The organism is Bradyrhizobium sp. Kon69 (genome assembly GCF_055807515.1).
On record NZ_JBVVOS010000030.1, the window covers coordinates 86,549 to 103,469 of the forward strand.

14 protein-coding genes and 1 pseudogene are annotated in these 16,921 nt (G+C 58.6%); 4 read left to right on the forward strand and 11 right to left on the reverse strand.

Features of this window, described 5'->3' with window-relative positions:
* Positions 1–41: 41 nt before the first annotated feature.
* From AC0L3U_RS31715 to AC0L3U_RS31745, 7 genes are read right to left on the reverse strand one after another with little or no spacing between them, the layout of a single operon-like run.
* Positions 42–404, reverse strand: coding sequence for a N,N-dimethylformamidase alpha subunit family protein (locus AC0L3U_RS31715; protein ID WP_259219242.1), 363 nt, complete (start codon positions 402–404; stop codon positions 42–44).
* A 24-nt stretch (positions 405–428) separates the two neighbouring features.
* Positions 429–2,762 carry a LamG domain-containing protein gene (locus AC0L3U_RS31720; RefSeq protein ID WP_259219241.1) on the reverse strand — a complete coding sequence of 778 codons (2,334 nt, stop codon included), beginning with the start codon at positions 2,760–2,762 and terminating at the stop codon, positions 429–431.
* A gap of 47 nt (positions 2,763–2,809) precedes the next feature.
* Complete coding sequence (locus tag AC0L3U_RS31725; RefSeq protein ID WP_259219240.1) at positions 2,810–4,465, reverse strand: branched-chain amino acid ABC transporter permease; 1,656 nt, start codon at positions 4,463–4,465, stop codon at positions 2,810–2,812.
* Between the two features lie 3 nt (positions 4,466–4,468).
* On the reverse strand, positions 4,469–5,350 hold the full coding sequence (locus AC0L3U_RS31730) for a branched-chain amino acid ABC transporter permease (protein ID WP_259219239.1): 882 nt from the start codon (positions 5,348–5,350) through the stop codon (positions 4,469–4,471).
* A 3-nt stretch (positions 5,351–5,353) separates the two neighbouring features.
* Complete coding sequence (locus AC0L3U_RS31735; protein WP_259219238.1) at positions 5,354–6,121, reverse strand: ABC transporter ATP-binding protein; 768 nt, start codon at positions 6,119–6,121, stop codon at positions 5,354–5,356.
* Position 6,122: 1 nt separating this feature from the next.
* Positions 6,123–6,893, reverse strand: a complete 771-nt coding sequence (locus AC0L3U_RS31740; RefSeq protein WP_259219237.1) for an ABC transporter ATP-binding protein — start codon at positions 6,891–6,893, stop codon at positions 6,123–6,125.
* The gene (locus tag AC0L3U_RS31745; protein ID WP_259219236.1) at positions 6,893–8,179 is read right to left on the reverse strand and encodes an ABC transporter substrate-binding protein; all 1,287 of its coding nucleotides are present in this window, start codon (positions 8,177–8,179) and stop codon (positions 6,893–6,895) included. The genes AC0L3U_RS31740 and AC0L3U_RS31745 overlap by 1 nt, the downstream gene beginning before the upstream one ends.
* Before the next feature lie 603 nt (positions 8,180–8,782).
* Here AC0L3U_RS31745 and AC0L3U_RS31750 point away from each other — a divergent pair.
* Complete coding sequence (locus AC0L3U_RS31750; RefSeq protein WP_259219235.1) at positions 8,783–9,835, forward strand: helix-turn-helix transcriptional regulator; 1,053 nt, start codon at positions 8,783–8,785, stop codon at positions 9,833–9,835.
* 14 nt (positions 9,836–9,849) lie between these two features.
* Here the strand turns inward: AC0L3U_RS31750 and AC0L3U_RS31755 are convergent, their stop codons facing one another.
* From AC0L3U_RS31755 to glnT, 4 genes are all read right to left on the reverse strand, one after another.
* On the reverse strand, positions 9,850–11,178 hold the full coding sequence (locus AC0L3U_RS31755; RefSeq protein ID WP_259219234.1) for an FMN-binding glutamate synthase family protein: 1,329 nt from the start codon (positions 11,176–11,178) through the stop codon (positions 9,850–9,852).
* Positions 11,178–11,825 carry a GltB/FmdC/FwdC-like GXGXG domain-containing protein gene (locus AC0L3U_RS31760; RefSeq protein ID WP_259219371.1) on the reverse strand — a complete coding sequence of 216 codons (648 nt, stop codon included), beginning with the start codon at positions 11,823–11,825 and terminating at the stop codon, positions 11,178–11,180. Before AC0L3U_RS31760 ends, AC0L3U_RS31755 begins: the two co-directional genes overlap by 1 nt.
* 115 nt (positions 11,826–11,940) lie before the next feature.
* Entirely contained in the window at positions 11,941–12,837 is an 897-nt protein-coding gene (locus AC0L3U_RS31765; RefSeq protein WP_259219233.1) for a class II glutamine amidotransferase, read from the reverse strand.
* 24 nt (positions 12,838–12,861) lie between these two features.
* The gene (glnT, locus tag AC0L3U_RS31770; protein ID WP_259219232.1) at positions 12,862–14,208 is read right to left on the reverse strand and encodes a type III glutamate--ammonia ligase; all 1,347 of its coding nucleotides are present in this window, start codon (positions 14,206–14,208) and stop codon (positions 12,862–12,864) included.
* A gap of 45 nt (positions 14,209–14,253) precedes the next feature.
* Here glnT and AC0L3U_RS31775 point away from each other — a divergent pair, with 45 nt between their 5' ends.
* The 3 genes and pseudogenes from AC0L3U_RS31775 to AC0L3U_RS31785 form a co-directional block, all read left to right on the forward strand.
* A complete protein-coding gene (locus AC0L3U_RS31775; RefSeq protein WP_259219231.1) occupies positions 14,254–15,780 on the forward strand; it encodes an NAD(P)/FAD-dependent oxidoreductase in 1,527 nt (508 codons plus the stop codon).
* A 106-nt stretch (positions 15,781–15,886) separates the two neighbouring features.
* Positions 15,887–16,285, forward strand: coding sequence for a Rid family hydrolase (locus AC0L3U_RS31780; protein WP_259219230.1), 399 nt, complete (start codon positions 15,887–15,889; stop codon positions 16,283–16,285).
* Between the two features lie 223 nt (positions 16,286–16,508).
* Positions 16,509–16,670: pseudogene (locus AC0L3U_RS31785) on the forward strand (Y-family DNA polymerase); the annotation flags it as partial.
* Between the last annotated feature and the right edge of the window lie 251 nt (positions 16,671–16,921).

Below are 16,921 nucleotides of genomic sequence, written 5' to 3' on the forward strand. Positions count from 1 at the left end.
CCGTCCGGCGGCAGAGCATCGACTGAACGCGAAAGCCCATTTCAGGACTCGAGCAAGTCGTGCACGTTCCGGAGGAAGACTGCGTGCAGTGCTTCCGTGTGAGACGTGTAGATTTTCTCATCCAGTCCCTTCGGCGGCACGCCTCGAACTCCTGAAAGGACCACCACCCGGTACGCCTCGAATGGCCGGACAGTCACGATAGCGTACCTGTCAGCCAGCGGTCGGCGGTTGAAATAGATGAGCAACCGATCCAGAGGCTCGGTGTGCTGTCCCAAGGGAGAGAGATGATGCTCCTCGATCACCTCTGGTGTGACGAGCGTTCGCAGGAAATCCCGCTGCCTTGTCTCGAACATACGCCTGAAGATTTCGTCCCTGTCCTCAACTTGCGCCGTATTCTGCATCATCGGTCTCCTTCAGTATCGCGCAACTTACGAAGCGACAGTCTCGGGCTTTGGCACGGCTTCAGCCGGCGCTGCATCGGGCAGCGGCCCAGGTTTGACGAAGGCGTCGACGACATTGGCCAGGAGTCGAGAAACATTGTTCTCGAATCCATTTACCGGCAGCGCCTGGCCAAAAGCAATCGAACTGCAAGATAAGACCGCGCCATGGTTGGGAGTGGCGAAGTAGGTGATGTCCCCACGCACGCGGTAATCGTAGCTGCCGGTGATCCCGGGATGTTGATGCAATTGAACCTGCACATGCGTAATGTAGTTGTCGGTATGGCCACCGGATGAAGCGATCACTTTCGCGTTCGGTGGCGTTCCGAGTGTCAGGTCGTAACGATCCAGTTCGACGCCGGCGGCTCCATTATAAGCAAGGCCGAAATCTCCAATGATCTCACCCTCGACCCCCTTAGTGATCCAGGACAGTGTCGGATCATAACTGTCCGGCATCCGGAAAAACGGCTCGCTCCTGCCAAACCCCTCCGATACAAAGCCAACGCCCATGATCTTCTGTGGCGGCCTGCCGAGGCATTTCCAGGGACCGCCTTTTTGCCCGGTGGTCGCCATGTAGTGCTCGCCAGGACGCGCCTCCCAAGCCTTCCAGGTGTCTCCGAACTTGCGGCACTCGAGCACCCACGGCTCATCTTGGCGGATGGCAACGTTGCAGTAGTATCCGTTCGCCCCAAGATAAATATATCGTCCGCCTCCCTCAATGTAGTCCTCGGTCGCATCCATCATCCGCTCGGAATAGTATTCAGGATGCGTCCCGCTGATGACGCAGCGATACGGTTTGAGCGCCGCAACCCCTTCCAGATCGAGATCTTCGTCGGTGAGTACGTCATAATCGTAGTTGTGGTGTTCAAGCCAGGCGATCACTGATAGATCGGCAGGGTACTGCCAGGTGATATCCATGCTTGAGATGCGGTATTTGGGCCGCATGTTGACCACTGGTCGACGATAAGAGCTGTAGCAGACACCCTGGCCGTCCGCCCATGAATCGTAACAGCCGTGCCCGAACTCCGGGTTCTTGTACATTTCGATATCGATCTCGGTCAGGATCGGGGTCATGCCCGTCATGCCCTGCACGATCGGTGCATCGAAGCTCAGATGCTCGTTGGCGTAGGCCAAATAACTTGCTGTTGGCACCAGGAAGGCGATCCGGCCAGTCGGCACCTTCGGGCGAACAAAGAAGGGGATGTATTCCTCACCCAAGCCGGTACCCGGACCCGCGCGCAAGCGCATGGCGTAGGCGCCACTCCGTAGCTCCTCCGGGAGCTTGAGTGCCTTCGTGGCCTTCCAATTGCAATCAATGAGCGCGTCGGAGTGGAATTCGACGCCGCCGTATTCATTCGGTGCCAGTCGGAAGCAGTCGTTCCGTCCGCTCCAGTTCCACCCGGTCTGTGCACGAACTGGCCGATTGTAGCCCTTGGCGTGCAGCTTGAACGCACCGACGTCGGTCACGAGATCGCCAATGCCCCGATCGGTATATCCGTGGGTCGTGTCCCAATAAGCCACCATGCCTTCGGATGGCGGAATGTACCCGCTTCGGATGAGGTCGAGCTCATCACGACCCAGCACGCGATTAAACAATCCAGGCCGGTCGATTTTGCCGCAATAGAGTTGCGAGACGAAGTGCCCCCGCTTCTCGTGCCAATCCCGCGATCCCGCCATCAAGAATGGCGTATCGGCCAAATGCTTGGGCCGGAAGCGGAAGACTTCAGAGACATGCGAGCTGAGGTCAAGTGGAGCGACCTTGCCGAGCACGCTATTATAGCGGTTGACCACGCCCTCTTGATAAAGCGTGGCGCGACCGGTCTTTGCATCGAGGCTCGCAGCGACGAAGTACCACATGTTGGCTTGGAGCGGCACCTCGGCTTCGAGGTAATCGACCTCCTCGCCCTGGCCTACCCAGAACTCCAACAGCCCGTTCTGCTTGATGCCGAGGCCAAAGCCACAGTTCTTGTCGTTGTCCCACCGGCCGACAAGGCACTGTCTCAGGCCAACCTGCGGCCACAAGGGATGGATAAACGCAAAGACAGTGAGGCTCCCCTCTAGAGCCAGCCGGCGCTCGCGGTCGGCCACTTCGAGAAACGAGCCCACTTGCGTGTACTGCTTTTCGACGCGCCAGGCTCCATTGACAGAACAGTCAATCTCCTCTTCGACGAATCCTGGGCCCGCGGGATGCTGATCGCCATGGATCAGGCGGACCAAGTGCGCTTCGGCAGCGTCTGTCCCGTCGGCATTGACATAAAACTGGATGACGTCTCCCGGCTTCACCGAAATCTTGTCCGAATAGCCAAAGAGCTTAACTTGTGCCATCTAGTGACTCTCCACTCACATCTATGCTCCGCGTCTCGACTCGCGGCTTAGGATTCGAGAAGATCTTGGACCCGGCGTAGAAACACACCGTGATAGGCTTCGACGGGCGACCCGTAGATCTTGTCCTCGACCACGCGAGGAGCGACACCCCGGTGACCTGAGAGCGCGACGATGCGGTAGCCCTTGATCGATTGGAGCGTGGTGATCGCGTATTTGTCCGGTTGCGGCTGGTTCCGGAAGTAAATCAGAAGCCGTTCCAGCGCGGCGCTGTGTTGGCCCTGTGGCGCGCGTCGATGCTCATCAATGACTTCAGGCGTCACGAGCTTCTTCAGGAATTCGCGCTGCATCTTGTCATAGCGGCGACGATAGACGTCATCCACGCTGCCGGCTTCGGTCGCTTCCTCAGGCAGTAACTCGCCGCCCTTTTCCGCGCGGGTGGAGCGGCGTTCACTCTTCTTCTTGTCTCTCCAGGTACGGAACTGCTGCTTGATGCCGAACAGACCGTTGCGAAGATAGAGCACAACGAACAGCATAATCAGCCCGATGATGATCAGGCGCATCGGCCCGAGCGTGATCAGGACTTTATCGAAAAAGACCACGATCAGTGTGCCGACCACCGCGCCTTCAGACCGCCCGATGCCGCCGATCACGAGCATGGCAAGTCCAAGCAAAACTGTATCAAAACTGAAAATTGAGAACGCCACACCGCCGTAGGTTGTGGAATAGAAGCCGCCGATGAAGCCCAGCGCAACCGACGAGACCAGAAACACCCGGACGCGCGCCTGACGGTAGTTAACACCGGTAGCCTCGGCAAAAGCTTCCCGCTTCTCAGGCGCCATTCGCAAGATGCGCCCTAGTCGCCGTCCGTTGATGAAGCGATAAAGGAGCAGCGCAAGCAACATCAGCGCAAAGCACGCATAATAGGCCAGCTGCAGCTGTCCGGACGAGGACCAGTCCTGGGGTATGTAGGTGGTGGCACCATAGAGGCCGCCCGTCGCTGACCCGAATTGCTTGGACGTGACGAAGTAGACGCGGCAGAGCTCATTGAGACCAAGCGTCAGCAGAGCATAGTAGAACCCGTCAAGCCTGGTCGCGGGCAGCGCAATGATGCCTCCGAAGATCAATCCCACCATCGCGCCGAGTGGCGGCATCGCCCACCACGGCAGCCCAAGCGTGGTTGACGTATATGCTGTTACGAAAGCTGCCGTGCCAACAATGGCATAGGTTGCCAGCGAGAAGATGCTCGCGGTCCCGATGACCAGCATCCAGCATAGATTAATGGCAGCGTAGATCCCGAAAGTGACGCCCGCCGTGAGCAGCGTGTTTTCGAGACTGGCCGGTGTGACCAGGGGAATTAGCGCAAGTGCGATCAGTCCCATCACCCACCAGATGGGACGCTTGTCGACGATCGTCTTCTCTCGCCGAAGGCTCTTCTCGTTATACTCTCCGCGAACGCGCAGCACCCGGCGGCGGGTCGGCCAGTAGCGGTGGCGCTGCCACAGGTTTTTGCTGTGGCCGGCCCATTTGTGGTAGTATCGCAGCCGTCCCACCGGAAACAGCTTTGTCCTGGCGGTGCGCGTCGTGTCCCAGATCTCCTGATGGCTGACGAAGGAGGCGGTCGGAAGCTGTTCTGCTTCCTGCTCGCTGTCCCACACGAACAATGGGTTTCGCCACGTCCTCTGAGCTTGGCTGCCCTGGGTCATGCTTTAAGCCTCCCTTGCCCTGTCCAAAATTCCCGCGATTCCCCTCGGGCGCACCAGCAGGATTATGATAATCATCAGGAATTGCGTGATCAGAATGTAGCGGCCGCCTATGGAGACTGTCGTGAGCGCTTCATTCAGGCCGAGCACGACCGCTGCAATCATTGCTCCCTGCACACTTCCAAGCCCGCCACACAGCGCGATGCTCACCGCCTTGATCATCGGCGTAAGACCACCGAACGGCGAAATATAATAGGTCTGGGATAAGAGAACGGCCGCAAGGCCCGCCAAACCGCCGGTGATAGCCATGACGTAGAACGATGTGCGTCGCACGCCGATGCCGACGATGGAGGCGGCGTGGGGATTCATCATCATGGCCCGGATTTCAAGGCCGCGTCGGCTCGATCGCATCCACCTGAGCACGAGTAGAAGCATGAGGATCGAGGTGACGACATTACCGATCTTGTCGGCCGTTAACGTTATTCCGGACAGAGAGACCTTCCAGGTCCCGAATATCTCCGGCAAGCTCTTGGAGCGCGGACCAAACCACCAGAGAAGGGATTGTGTCCCGATCAGGTTTATGGCCAGCGTCGCAATCAGTCCCCTGATCGTGAAGTTCGGCTTGTCGTGGATGGGAATGAAGGCCAGGGCGCAGACAAAGAGACCACCCAGAGCCCCTGACAGAACACCGCTTGCGAGAACGGCGGGGCCCCAGCTCGAGACGTGTTGGGCAAATAGCCAGGCTCCATAACCCGCAAAAGCGAAGATGAGTCCGTATGCGAGATTTAGCAGCCCCAGGCTTGACCACGTAATGGATACACCAATGGCAAGCGTGCCATAAATGCAGGCCAAGACGATCGTGTTGCTGACGACAAACCAGACATCCATGGCTCATGCCCTTCCGTGGTCTTGCAGCATCAGCCCAACCGACGCTTCGCCTTTCAGCTTGCCCACATGCATTCCGATGATTCGATCAACGCGCCCCTCCAGCAGGGACACGTTCTGCTCCGCAATCACCATCGCTGATCCACCAAGATCGAGCGCCATCAGCGCGTCGATCACGTTCTTTCCGATCTTTGGCGCAAGCCCAAGTGAAGGCTCATCGACAAGGAAGAGCGAGGCTTCTCCCATCAGGCCGCGGCCAATGGATACCATGCGCCGCTCGCCACCCGACAACCGACCAACCGGGACGTTCATCAGCTTCTTCAGAGGTGGAAATATTTGAAGCATGCGCTCCTTGCGCTCTTTCCGCTCGCGCCAGGAGCGCGGGGTGAACGCCCCCGAGTCAAGATGTTCTTCAACGGTCAGTCCGTGAAAGATCTCGTCGCCCTGCGGGATGAGGGCAAGTCCTGCACGCACGATCTGGTGCGTGTAGCGTCCCGGGCCTTGGCTCCGCGTGCGGCCGACCTCGACGCCGTTCAGCTTTATCGACCCCCGTTGCCAGCCCGTCAGCCCGGCGATCGCGTAGAACAAGGTCGACTTTCCATGACCGTTGAGACCCACAATGCCGATGCGCTCTCCAGAGCTGACAATCAGGTCGAGGTCGTGAATGACCCTCATCGGGCCATATCCGGCCGACAGACCGGACACGTTGAGCACCTCACGCCGTCGAACCTGCGAGTGTTCGGCTCGGCCGAGATCTTGCTGCATGACGTTCATGTCAAGTCGCCTCGTCAACGTTTTCGAAATAAGCCGCGTGGACCTTTGGGTCGGAGAGCACCTTCGCCATGGAGCCTTCCGAGATCACCTCGCCTGCATCCATCACCATGACGCGATCGGCAATCGTTCCCAAAAGCTCAATTCGGTGTTCAACGATGATGATAGAGATGTTCATTTCCTTCGAGAGCAGGCGAAGAAGGAAATCGATCTCCTCTACTTCCGAGTTGATCAGACCGGCTGCCGGTTCATCCATCAACAAGAGCGAGGGCCGGCGCATTAAAAGGCAGGCGAGCAGAAGTTTTCGGCGGTTCAGGGTTTCCAGCTGAGCCGTCGGAACATCCTCATCGACTTTCAAGCCGACGAGCTCAGCGCCGTATTCCGCGTCAAATTTTGTCAGATATGGCGGAAATGCCTGTCGCGCCGCCTTAAAGGTTTCGCCGACCGTCAACTCCTCCGGAATCACGGGTGTCTGATAAGTTCGTCCAATCCCGCGCCTCGCCCTTTTGTGCAGTGGTAGAGCGGTGACATCCTGGCCCTTGAAGGTCACCTTGCCACTTTTAGGCGTCAGACGGCCGGACAACACCTCGAAGAGGCTGGTCTTACCGGCGCCGTTCGGGCCGATGACGCCAAGCACCTCTCCGAGCCCTACATGAATGTTGATGTCCCGAAGGATCTCCCGTCCGCCGAGGTCGAGATGAATACCGCTGCACGAGAACAGCGGCTGAGACGACTTATTGTCCCACGATCGGTTCTCGTGCGCGGTCTTCAACATCAGGACCACCACGGCGCTTTTTGAAGCTTCGATTCAGCAACTTCGTTCGGAAAGATCAGCTTGTGCTCCACGTTCTGAACCTGGAAGTACAACTGAGACACGCCTTTATCGATCTCCGACACTTGGAGCGTGTCACCGCCATTGTTGGGGAAATGGAAGCTCTCCTGATAGGCGTTGTTCATGTTCATGAACCCGCTCACCCCGCGCTGAGGATTGGCTCGGATCCAGTCGCAGACCTCCTTGAACTTGCGGGGATCGCCGACCGCTTCCCAAGCCTTCTTCAGGTAGTAGGTCTGGTCATACGAGATGCTGGGATAGGCAAATCCCATAATCCCCGGGAACCGCTTCTTGTACTTGCGCGCAAATTCGCGGCCCGACTCATCTGCATAGAGGCCCATCGTCGTCGACCAGACGAAGCCGTTGGCAGAGTTGCCTGCTAGCTGCAGAAACTCAGGTTGTGACGGGCCATACTGGAGGTAGACCAGAGAATCCGGCACAGGATCGGCCACGAACTGCTTGCAGAAGGCTGCATATTCGGCCGCGACCCAATGGTCGACCATGATTGCAGCAGCGCCCACTTCTTTCATTTCGCGGATGACGGGCGCCCAGTCCTGGACCGGAAACTGAATGTCAGTGATCCGTGCCACTTCGAAATTGCCGCGCTTCGTGAAGGCCTCCTGCGCCGCTTTGGAAATGGTTTGGCAGTAAGCGACCTGCTCCTGGACGATGTGAACCTTTCGGTTCTTCGGCTTCCAGACGCCCCTCTTTTCTTCATGCTCGAGCCAGATCGGATAGGTCCAGCCATAGTCGACTTCCGAGGGGGGCGTCTGGAAGACATGGCTATACTTTTGCGGATTGTTCTTGACGGCCTCGCTCCCTGCGCGTTGTGCGCTGCCGTGGATCCACGGACACTTGTACTTCACTGACGCATCCATCGCCGGCACCGGCACCAGCGTAAATGCGAAGGAGATGGCGTCCACCTTCGCGTCAACGCAGGCAGCAACCGCCTGCTTGCTGCTCTCTGGCGAGAGCACATCAATGTCGACCGTGAATATCTTGAGCTCGCGGCCGAGCACGCCGCCGTTTGCATTGATTTCTTCAACCGCAAGGGTCGTCCCCTGAATGAAATCCAGGTGGTCGGCGACGCCAGCGGCCGAGGTTTGGGCAGCGGGAATTCCGATCACAATGGGCTGTCCGCCCAAGGCATGTGACCGCACAATCCACGGCATGGCCAAGCCGGCACCGATTCCCGCCGTCACCGTCCGCCTGGTCAGCTTTGAAGTCATTTTAACGTCCTCCTCCTGCGCCGATCGAGATCGTCGGATGGCCCCGGTTGCGCCTACCGATGACAAAACCTATTCCTTGTTTGCATTTCATGCAAGTCATTTTTACTTCATGCAAATGCAACAAAAAACGAATCTTGCTGTTTGCGGGCCATTCCTATCCGAACGATGCGAACGAATCGGCTATTCGAATGCCGCCTCTGAGGCGCAAAAGACCGCGTGCCATAGGCTGGGAGCTTCCAACGTCGAAGGCGATGCTTCAATACGTCGGTTGACGGATTTGTCGGACATCTCTCCCGAGCCGCGCGGCAGGAGAAGTCCCGGAGAAATTTCGGCTGACGCACTCCGCGGGTCCTCGCATTGGTTTCAACTGTTCAACGGTACATGGGACGAGTTGATGCTCCAGTTAGAAAGGCCAATGCCTCTCTTGTTTGACTGATAGGTTCGAATTTCCGGTGCCAAAAGGCCCAATTGGGCATAGACTTATCAACAAGCGAGCGCCTTGGAGCCTCCGAGAACCAACGGCGGCAGGACAGCCGCTCAATAAATCGCAATAAACCGAACGCTACCGACTGGCTCCTTTCGGAAATATCTCAGGAGGAAGCAGTGAGTGCACATTTAGAGGGTTCGGTGATTGTTCCGTGGGACGAGGCATCGGCCGATCCACGTGCGCAACTCTTGGACAGGACGATAGAAGCCACCCGACTTATTCGCGACTTGGTACGGTGCTCAGCTTTCACCTTGACCGCCTGGGATCCGCTAGCTCAGACCCATCGGCATCAGACGCTCGCGAGCGACGGCTATTCCGACAAGCTGCTCGAGCACATCAACGATGATTTCGTGAAAAACAATCCGGCATTCACAATCGCACACCGAGACGATCCGCGCTCTCTCAGGTGGCGAGACTGCGAGCAGGACTGGAATCTTTGGTTTCCCGATACTCTGACCGCTCGCGAATTTCTCATTCCCTCAGGCTTCCACGAGGGCTCGACCATGTGCCTGCGGCTGTCCGATGGACGCTATGTCGGGGCCTTCCATATGAACTGGACCGCCGCGGTTGCCGCAACCGATGAGCGCAGAGAGATCACTCAGCGATTCCGTCCCATTCTGGCCGAGCTATGTGACCGGCTCCGAACGCCACGTCTCATTGCGGAGGGGGTGGCGCCGGACTCTTTCGCGCTGGTCATATCTTCGAGCGGTGCAGCTTTTGATCTGCTGTCGCGCAGCCCCGGTCCCCATCTCGGGGAAGACGGTGCCCTGCGTCGATTGCTATTGGACAGGCTGAGGCCTTGGACGCCACGGCGCTTCCTGTGGAGCGATGATACCGGCCGTTGCCACCGCGTCTCCATCATACCGTGCCAGCGCAATATGGTGCTGGTGACGGAGGAGCAAATTCCTTGGCCTTACGATCTCTCGTTCCGAGAGGTCCAGGTTTTGCATCTGGTTGCGACCGGCGCGTCCAATCCGCAGATTGCAGAGCAGTTGTTTGTCTCCCCGCGCACGGTGTCGACTCACATCGAGCACATCCTTGCGAAAATGGATTGTGTTTCGCGAGCTCAGCTCGCGGCTAGAACCATGTCCGAGGGGCTGTTGCTTGCGCAAACACCTTCCAAGAACGCTCACGGTCGCGACGTCTGGGAGACCGCAAGCTCAGCTTGAAAACTGAGTCCTGATTAGGAGCCGGGTATCCAATTTGTCCCGGCCAAAGGAAGCCGCGTCATTGCAGCAGCCTCGATGGTCAAAGCAACAAGATCCTCCGGCTCCAGATTATGCAGGCGGCTCTTGCCGCACGCCCGCGCGATGGTCTGCGCTTCCAGCGTGATCACCTTGAGGTAGTTCGCCAGCCTGCGCCCCGCGAGCACCGGATCGAGCCGTGAGGAGAGGGTCGGATCTTGAGTGGTGATGCCCGCCGGATCCTTGCCTTCGTGCCAGTCATCGTAACAGCCTGCCCTCGTCCCGAGCGCCCGGTATTCGTCGTCGTACCGGGGATCGTTGTCGCCGAGCGCGATTAGCGCGGCGGTGCCGATTGCGACCGCATCCGCGCCCAGTGCAAGAGCCTTGGCGACATCGGCGCCGCTTCGAATTCCGCCTGAGACGATCAACTGCACCTTTCGATGCATGCCGAGATCCTGCAGCGACTGCACTGCGCCCCGGATCGCCGAAAGGATCGGAATTCCGACGTTCTCGATGAAGACATCTTGCGTTGCTGCCGTACCGCCCTGCATGCCGTCGAGCACCACGACGTCTGCCCCCGCTTTCACAGCGAGAGCCACGTCATAAGAGGGGCGGCTTGCACCGATTTTCAGGTAGATCGGCTTTTCCCACCCAGTCAGCTCACGTAGCTCCAAGATCTTGATTTCCAGGTCATCAGCCCCCGTCCAATCCGGGTGCCGGCAAGCAGACCGTTGGTCTATCCCCTTAGGCAGAGACCGCATTCTTGCGACGCGATCAGAGATTTTCTGTCCAAGCAGCATGCCGCCGCCTCCAGGCTTGGCCCCCTGCCCTACGACGATCTCGATTGCGTCGGCTTTGCGCAGATCGTCCGGGTTCATTCCATAGCGGGAGGGCAGATACTGGTAGACTAGTGTCTTGGACTGACCCCGCTCCTCCGGCGTCATGCCTCCGTCTCCGGTGGTGGTCGATGTCCCGGCCAGACCTGCTCCCCGACCGAGCGCCTCCTTGGCTTGGGCCGACAGAGCGCCAAAGCTCATCCCTGCGATGGTAACGGGGATGGCGAGTTTGACGGGCTTCTTGGCAAAGCGGGTCCCGAGGACCACGCTGGTGTCGCAGCGTTCCCGATAGCCCTCCAGCGGATAGCGCGACATCGACGCGCCGAGGAACAGAAGATCGTCAAAATGCGGGACGTTGCGCTTGGTGCCACCGCCGCGAATATCGTAGATGCCGGTCGCGGCCGCGCGCCGGATTTCGGCGATCGCGTGATCGTCAAAAGTGGCGGACGGGCGCGGTGGAATGTAGCCCCACATCTTCTCGATCGCACTCATCAATAGGCCCCGGCATTGTCGATGTTGAAATTATAGAGCTTGCGAGCGGACCCATAGCGCCGGAATTCCGACACGTCGATCTTGTGAGCCTCACCGGCCTGCTTGAGGAGCGCGAACAGCTCGGCGCGATGCTCGTCCCCCAGCTCCTTTTCGATGCAATCGGCCCCGCGACTCTCGACTTTTCCGCGCACATAGATCCGAGCTTCATAAATCGAATCGCCCAAGGCTTCGCCGGCATCGCCGAATGCGACGAGGCGGCCGGTCTGCCCCATGAAGCCCGACAGGTGCCCGATGTCACCCTTTACGACGATATCCACCCCCTTCATGGAGATACCGCAGCGAGCGCTTGCATTGCCATCGATCAAAAGGAGACCACCATGTGCAGTAGCGCCAGCACACTGGCTGGCATCACCCTTCACATGTATCAGACCGGACATCATGTTTTCACCGACGCCCTGGCCGGCATTTCCATCAATGACGATGCTGGCCCACTTGGTCATGCCACCACAATAGTAGCCGACATGGCCGGCGATTTCGACATCGACTGGCGCGTCGATGCCGACAGCAATTGCGTGTGCGCCATCGGGGTTTAGGACCCGCCAAGACGCCTCGTCTGTGTTCACTTCGCTGCTGAGTGCCTGCAACATTGCGTTGAGATCGCGTAGCGGCGTTGTCAAAAGATCGATCTCCCGCGTACGACCCAGCGATCGCTGCTGGCCAAGATCGCTATGCGGCCAATCGCCGATGATTTGCTTCATTTACCTAGTGCTCCCAGAAATAAGGTGTGGCCGGTTTGGGCTCGAACACCCGCGCGTTTTTGATCGCCGGAAGCGCGGTGAGGCTCCGATATTCGGATGCAAACGCGACGTAATCATCCGTCTCAGCCATCACCGCGGGCTTGCAAGCGATCGGGTCCCGGAGCACGCCGAAACCGTTCTTGGTCCCGACCACAAAGGTGAAGAAGCCATCGAGATCGTCCAGACTTGATTTGAGAGCTTCTCCTAGCGTTCTGCCCCGCTTCAACTCACGGGTTAAGTAACCCGCCGCAACCTCGGTATCGTTCTCCGTCTGAGGCACGATCCCATCGCGCTGAAGCTCACGCCGAAGTGATGCGTGATTGGAGAGCGACCCGTTATGGACGAGGCACTGGTCCCGCCCCGTCGAAAATGGGTGAGCGCCTGTCGTGGATACAGCGGATTCAGTCGCCATCCGCGTATGGGCGATGCCGTGCGTGCCAGCAAAAGATGCAATATCGAACGACCGCGAGACATCGTCGGGGTAGCCGACTTCCTTGTAGATCTCGAGGTTGGCCCCCTCGCTCAAGATCCGAACATCCTGAGTGTTCTCCGAGAGCCAATCGCGGCACAGTCGCACCAGGTTGGTTGGCACGGTCAAAACCGCATGGGTGTAGCGGCTTACTAACGAAGCCGGAACACCTGTCGACCGTGAGAGCATCACGCCCAACGCTTCAAAGTCCGACCTTCCCGCCACAGAAGTGAGCGTCAGCTTCGTCTTGCCTGCCACTTCTGCCGTGTAGAGCGCAAAACCGGCAGAGTCCGGGCCCCGGCTACAGAGGGTCGATGTCATTGAGGCAAGCAACTCCCCGAGTTGCGGCTGAAGTCGTGAGCCCTTGATGAACAGGCCTGCAATTCCACACATTTTGATCTCCGGCACACGATAGGATCAGAAGAAGTTGAGGTACCTGTCGATTTCCCAATCGGAGATGTGGCGGTGGTACTCCAGCCACTCCGATCTCTTTAGCGAGACGAACTCCTTGATCACCGGCTCCCCGAGCGTGCCGGCAAATAGCCGATCGGCTTCGAGCGCATCGAGCGCTTCGGTGAGCGTCTGAGGAAGCAGCTCCACGCCCATTTCCTTGATGGCCTCGAGGGACAGGCCATAGAAGTTGACGTTTTTGGGCTCACCTGGCTCGAGCTTGCGCTCGACACCATCGAGGCCCGCGGCTATGAGCGCTGCGGTCGCAAGGTAGGGATTCATACTGCTGTCGCCGGTGCGTATCTCAAGTCTGCCATAGGGAACTCGTGCCATGGCGGTGCGGTTGTTGTCTCCGTAGGCAATGAAGGCGGGAGCCCATGTCGCACCGGACAAAGTCCTACCAACAACGAGACGCTTGTAGGAGTTCACGGTCGGCGCCAGAAGCGCCGTCAATGCCTTTGCATGCGCGAGTACACCACCCAGGAAATGGTAGGCGAGCCTGCTTAAGCCCATTCCGTTCGGGTCTGCTTGATCGTGAAAGAGATTCCGACCGTCTCCATCGGCGATCGAGCAGTGGATATGCATGCCATTACCCGTAGAGTTGGCGCGCGGTTTGGGCATGAAGGAGCAGATCGCACCCAGGTCGTGGGCGATTTCCGAGGCCGCCATCTTGAAGAAGACGATCTGGTCCGCCGTCTTTAGGGCGTCGGCGTATTTGAAGTTGATTTCATACTGCCCGTTGGCGTCTTCATGATCGATCTGGTAGACGTCGATTCCAACGGCCTGTAAGCATTCCGTCACGCGCTCCAGGAAGCTGCGGCCACGCATGAGGCCGCGATAATCATAGGCGGGCTTGGCGAGCGTGTCAGTCCCGTCGAATGGCGACAGCTTGCCATCCGGCTCCCGCCGCAGCAGAATGAACTCGGGCTCCAGTCCCGTATTGAGCGTCCACCCGCGCTCAGCAAGTCGGGCGACTTGCTGCTTGAGAACATTACGCGTGTCGATCGGATGCGGCTCACCCTTCACGGTGCCGACGCCCATCATGCGCGCATATCCCGGCGCCCATGGCGTCACCGTCAATGTATCGAGCTCGCAGATCACCATGTATTCGGCTTCATGGGGAAGAAGTCCAAGGCCCCACGCGCCACCGCCCGCAAATCCGGCTCCGTCCGTCAAAACATCATCGAGATGCTGCACCGGCACGGCTTTGCTCTTGGCGACTCCGTGCAGATCGACGAATTGCGCAAGAACGTAACGGACACCCGCTTGCTTGAGAAACGCGTGCGCGCCGGCAAGGTCCAACTGCCTGGGCATCGCCAAACATCCGGGTGACAATGCACCAGTCCACGCGTTCGGGAGATGCATTCTGACTTCTCCTTTGAATGGCTCGTCGCCATGTTGCACCAAGTCTGGCGCATTGCCCATGCCCGACGAAGAAGTTGTATTCTGATATTGCATTTTGTGCAAGTTATTTTTATTATATGCAAGTTGCTCTCACGCTTAGGACACGACGTGTCGATCTCCATCGAAATGGCTGACGCCGAAAAAGAGCAGATAGGCATTCGCCTGTGGGAGCTTGCGGAAGGCTGCGCCAAGTCCTGGTCCACGCCGGGCACTCCTTTCTGGTGGCACGCAGCGCCCCCGATGATGGGCCCTTGGCCAAGGCCGCCGAAGAAAGCCGACGTTGTTGTCATCGGAGCGGGATTCACCGGACTTTCTGCCGCCTTGGTCCTTGCTCGTGCGGGACGGCACGTCGTGGTCGTTGACGCTGGAGTGCCCGGCTTTGGCGCAAGCACGCGCAATGGCGGCCAAGTCGGCAGCGGCAATCAGAAGTTTCGGGTGAAGACCCTCGTCCAGATGAAGGGCGAGCGGAAAGCGATCGAGTTGCTTCGCGAAGGGATCGAGATGCTCGACGGCATCGAAGCCCTTGTCAAACGAGAGAAGATCGACTGCTCATTTGCCCGTTGCGGGCGATTCCGAGGCGCGATGCGGCCAGAGCATTACGAGAGGATGGCTCGCGACATGGAAGACTTGAGACAGTACGTCGGCGTCGACTCGTGTATGATCACTCGATCTGAGCAGCATAAGGAGATCGGCTCAGATCTTTTCCATGGCGGATCGCTGCTACCGGACGATGCGAGCCTGCATCCAGGCAGGTATCATGCGGGACTTTTGGACCGGGTCATCCAGGCTGGTGCTGTGGTTCACGGTCAAGCCGCCGTACGCGAGATCACAAGTCAGCGAACCGTACATACGTTACACTTCGATGGCTTTGAGACTCAGGCCAGAGAAGTTCTCATTGCAACAAATGGGTACACCAAGAATGTGGGCTCGTTCTTTGGTAAGCGGATTGTCCCGATCCGCTCGGCGCAACTGACCACCGAGACAATACCCGCGAACCTCTTCGATCAGCTGATGCCAAAGAGGCGCGTCTACGGCAACACCCATCGCGTCTTCTTCTATTTCCGTCCAGCACCGGGGGAGAACCGGCTAATCTGGGGCGGACGCGGAAACCATTTCGCCAGAGATTCCGCTCTTGCCGGGTATTCGCATCTGGCTCGCGATGTCCTCCGCACGTTTCCGATGTTGAGCGATGTGAGGGTGTCGTTCGCCTGGAGCGGCTTGATCGGGTATACGTTCGATGAGCTCCCGCACTTGGGTCGCACGCCCGATGGCATCCATTACGCGATGGGATATTGCGGAACGGGCGTTTCGCGATCTACCCATTTCGGACGAAAGATTGCGCTTCAAATGCTCGGGAAGGCGGAAGGCCGGTCGGCATTCGATGCGCTGACGTTTCCAAGTCATGCTTTGCACGCATTCGCAAGACCGGCGGTACCTTGTTTCGAAGCATGGTACCGTGTCCGCGATGCCACAGGGCTGTAAGACAGAGCACCGATTGCAGCGTTTGAAACTGCTGGTCTTGTGAACGGGAGGGCCCGCCAGACTCGACTAACTACCGCCACCACGACATTGCACGGAAGGAGTATAGATGACAGTTGATACGAGAGCGCGACGAAATAGGCAAAACATATCCTCTGGCGGAGCTTATGAAAATATCTTTGGGTATTCGCGAGCGGTTGCGAAGCGTGGCCAAATACACGTCTCCGGCACATGTGCGCCGGCCGGCTTCGAAGCGCGTTGCGCTTATGACCAAGCGATAGGCGCGTTCAAGATAATTTCGCTTGCACTTGGGGCAGCAGGCGCGGAACTTAGTGATGTTGTCCGAACTGTTGTCTACGTCCGCAATATTGCTGACGCCGACGAAGTCGCAAGAGCTCACCTTGAGATCTTCGACGCGATTCGACCGGCTTCAACGCTTGTTCAAGTCACCTCGATGTTGCGCGAGTGGCAGCTCGTTGAGATCGAGGCCTATGCGTTGATCGAATAGGCTCAGCGCTCCCGCCAAATCAGTGATTCGCAGCCGCCAGCGAGCTAGGGACCTAGCGAATGGCGGCAGGGTGCCCTATCGGGTGCTTCTCCCTCCACTTGCCCGGAGCTCGAACGAGCTTCGGGCCTTTTTCGATCCTATGAGCAGGCTGGCGAGCATATTTTGTCGAGGTAATCGCGGAGCGCAAGCCTCAGGCCTGCTTTTTCGGGAAGCTTACGCATCGCATCCATCGGCACGCCACACGTCCTGCGGCGTGGTGGCGACTGCATGCTACGAAGACCGCAAGTTCGGCATTCGGTCGGCCATACGGTCGGGGACGGCGAAGAGGCAATGCCCCGACCTCATCCTCGTGAAGCCGCGCTTCGAGGTGCACAAGGCGGTCGCCGCGAAGCCCGCGAGCGCGCGCATCTTAAGCCAAAGCCGCACAATTTCCCCGCGCCGACCCTAACGGCCATCTGGCGCGCCGGTCGGCGACTCGTGCCAGTGGTGGCGCCCTTGCGCTGCAAAGAGCCCGGCCTGAGGCTATTTCGTCGTAACGCGTACCGGCAGCGAGCTGAGTGCCCGCAATCCACTGCTGTCGCGGTATACCGGCTCGCCCGTTATCTCGATTGATGCGACGCTCGCCGCCAAGGCGGC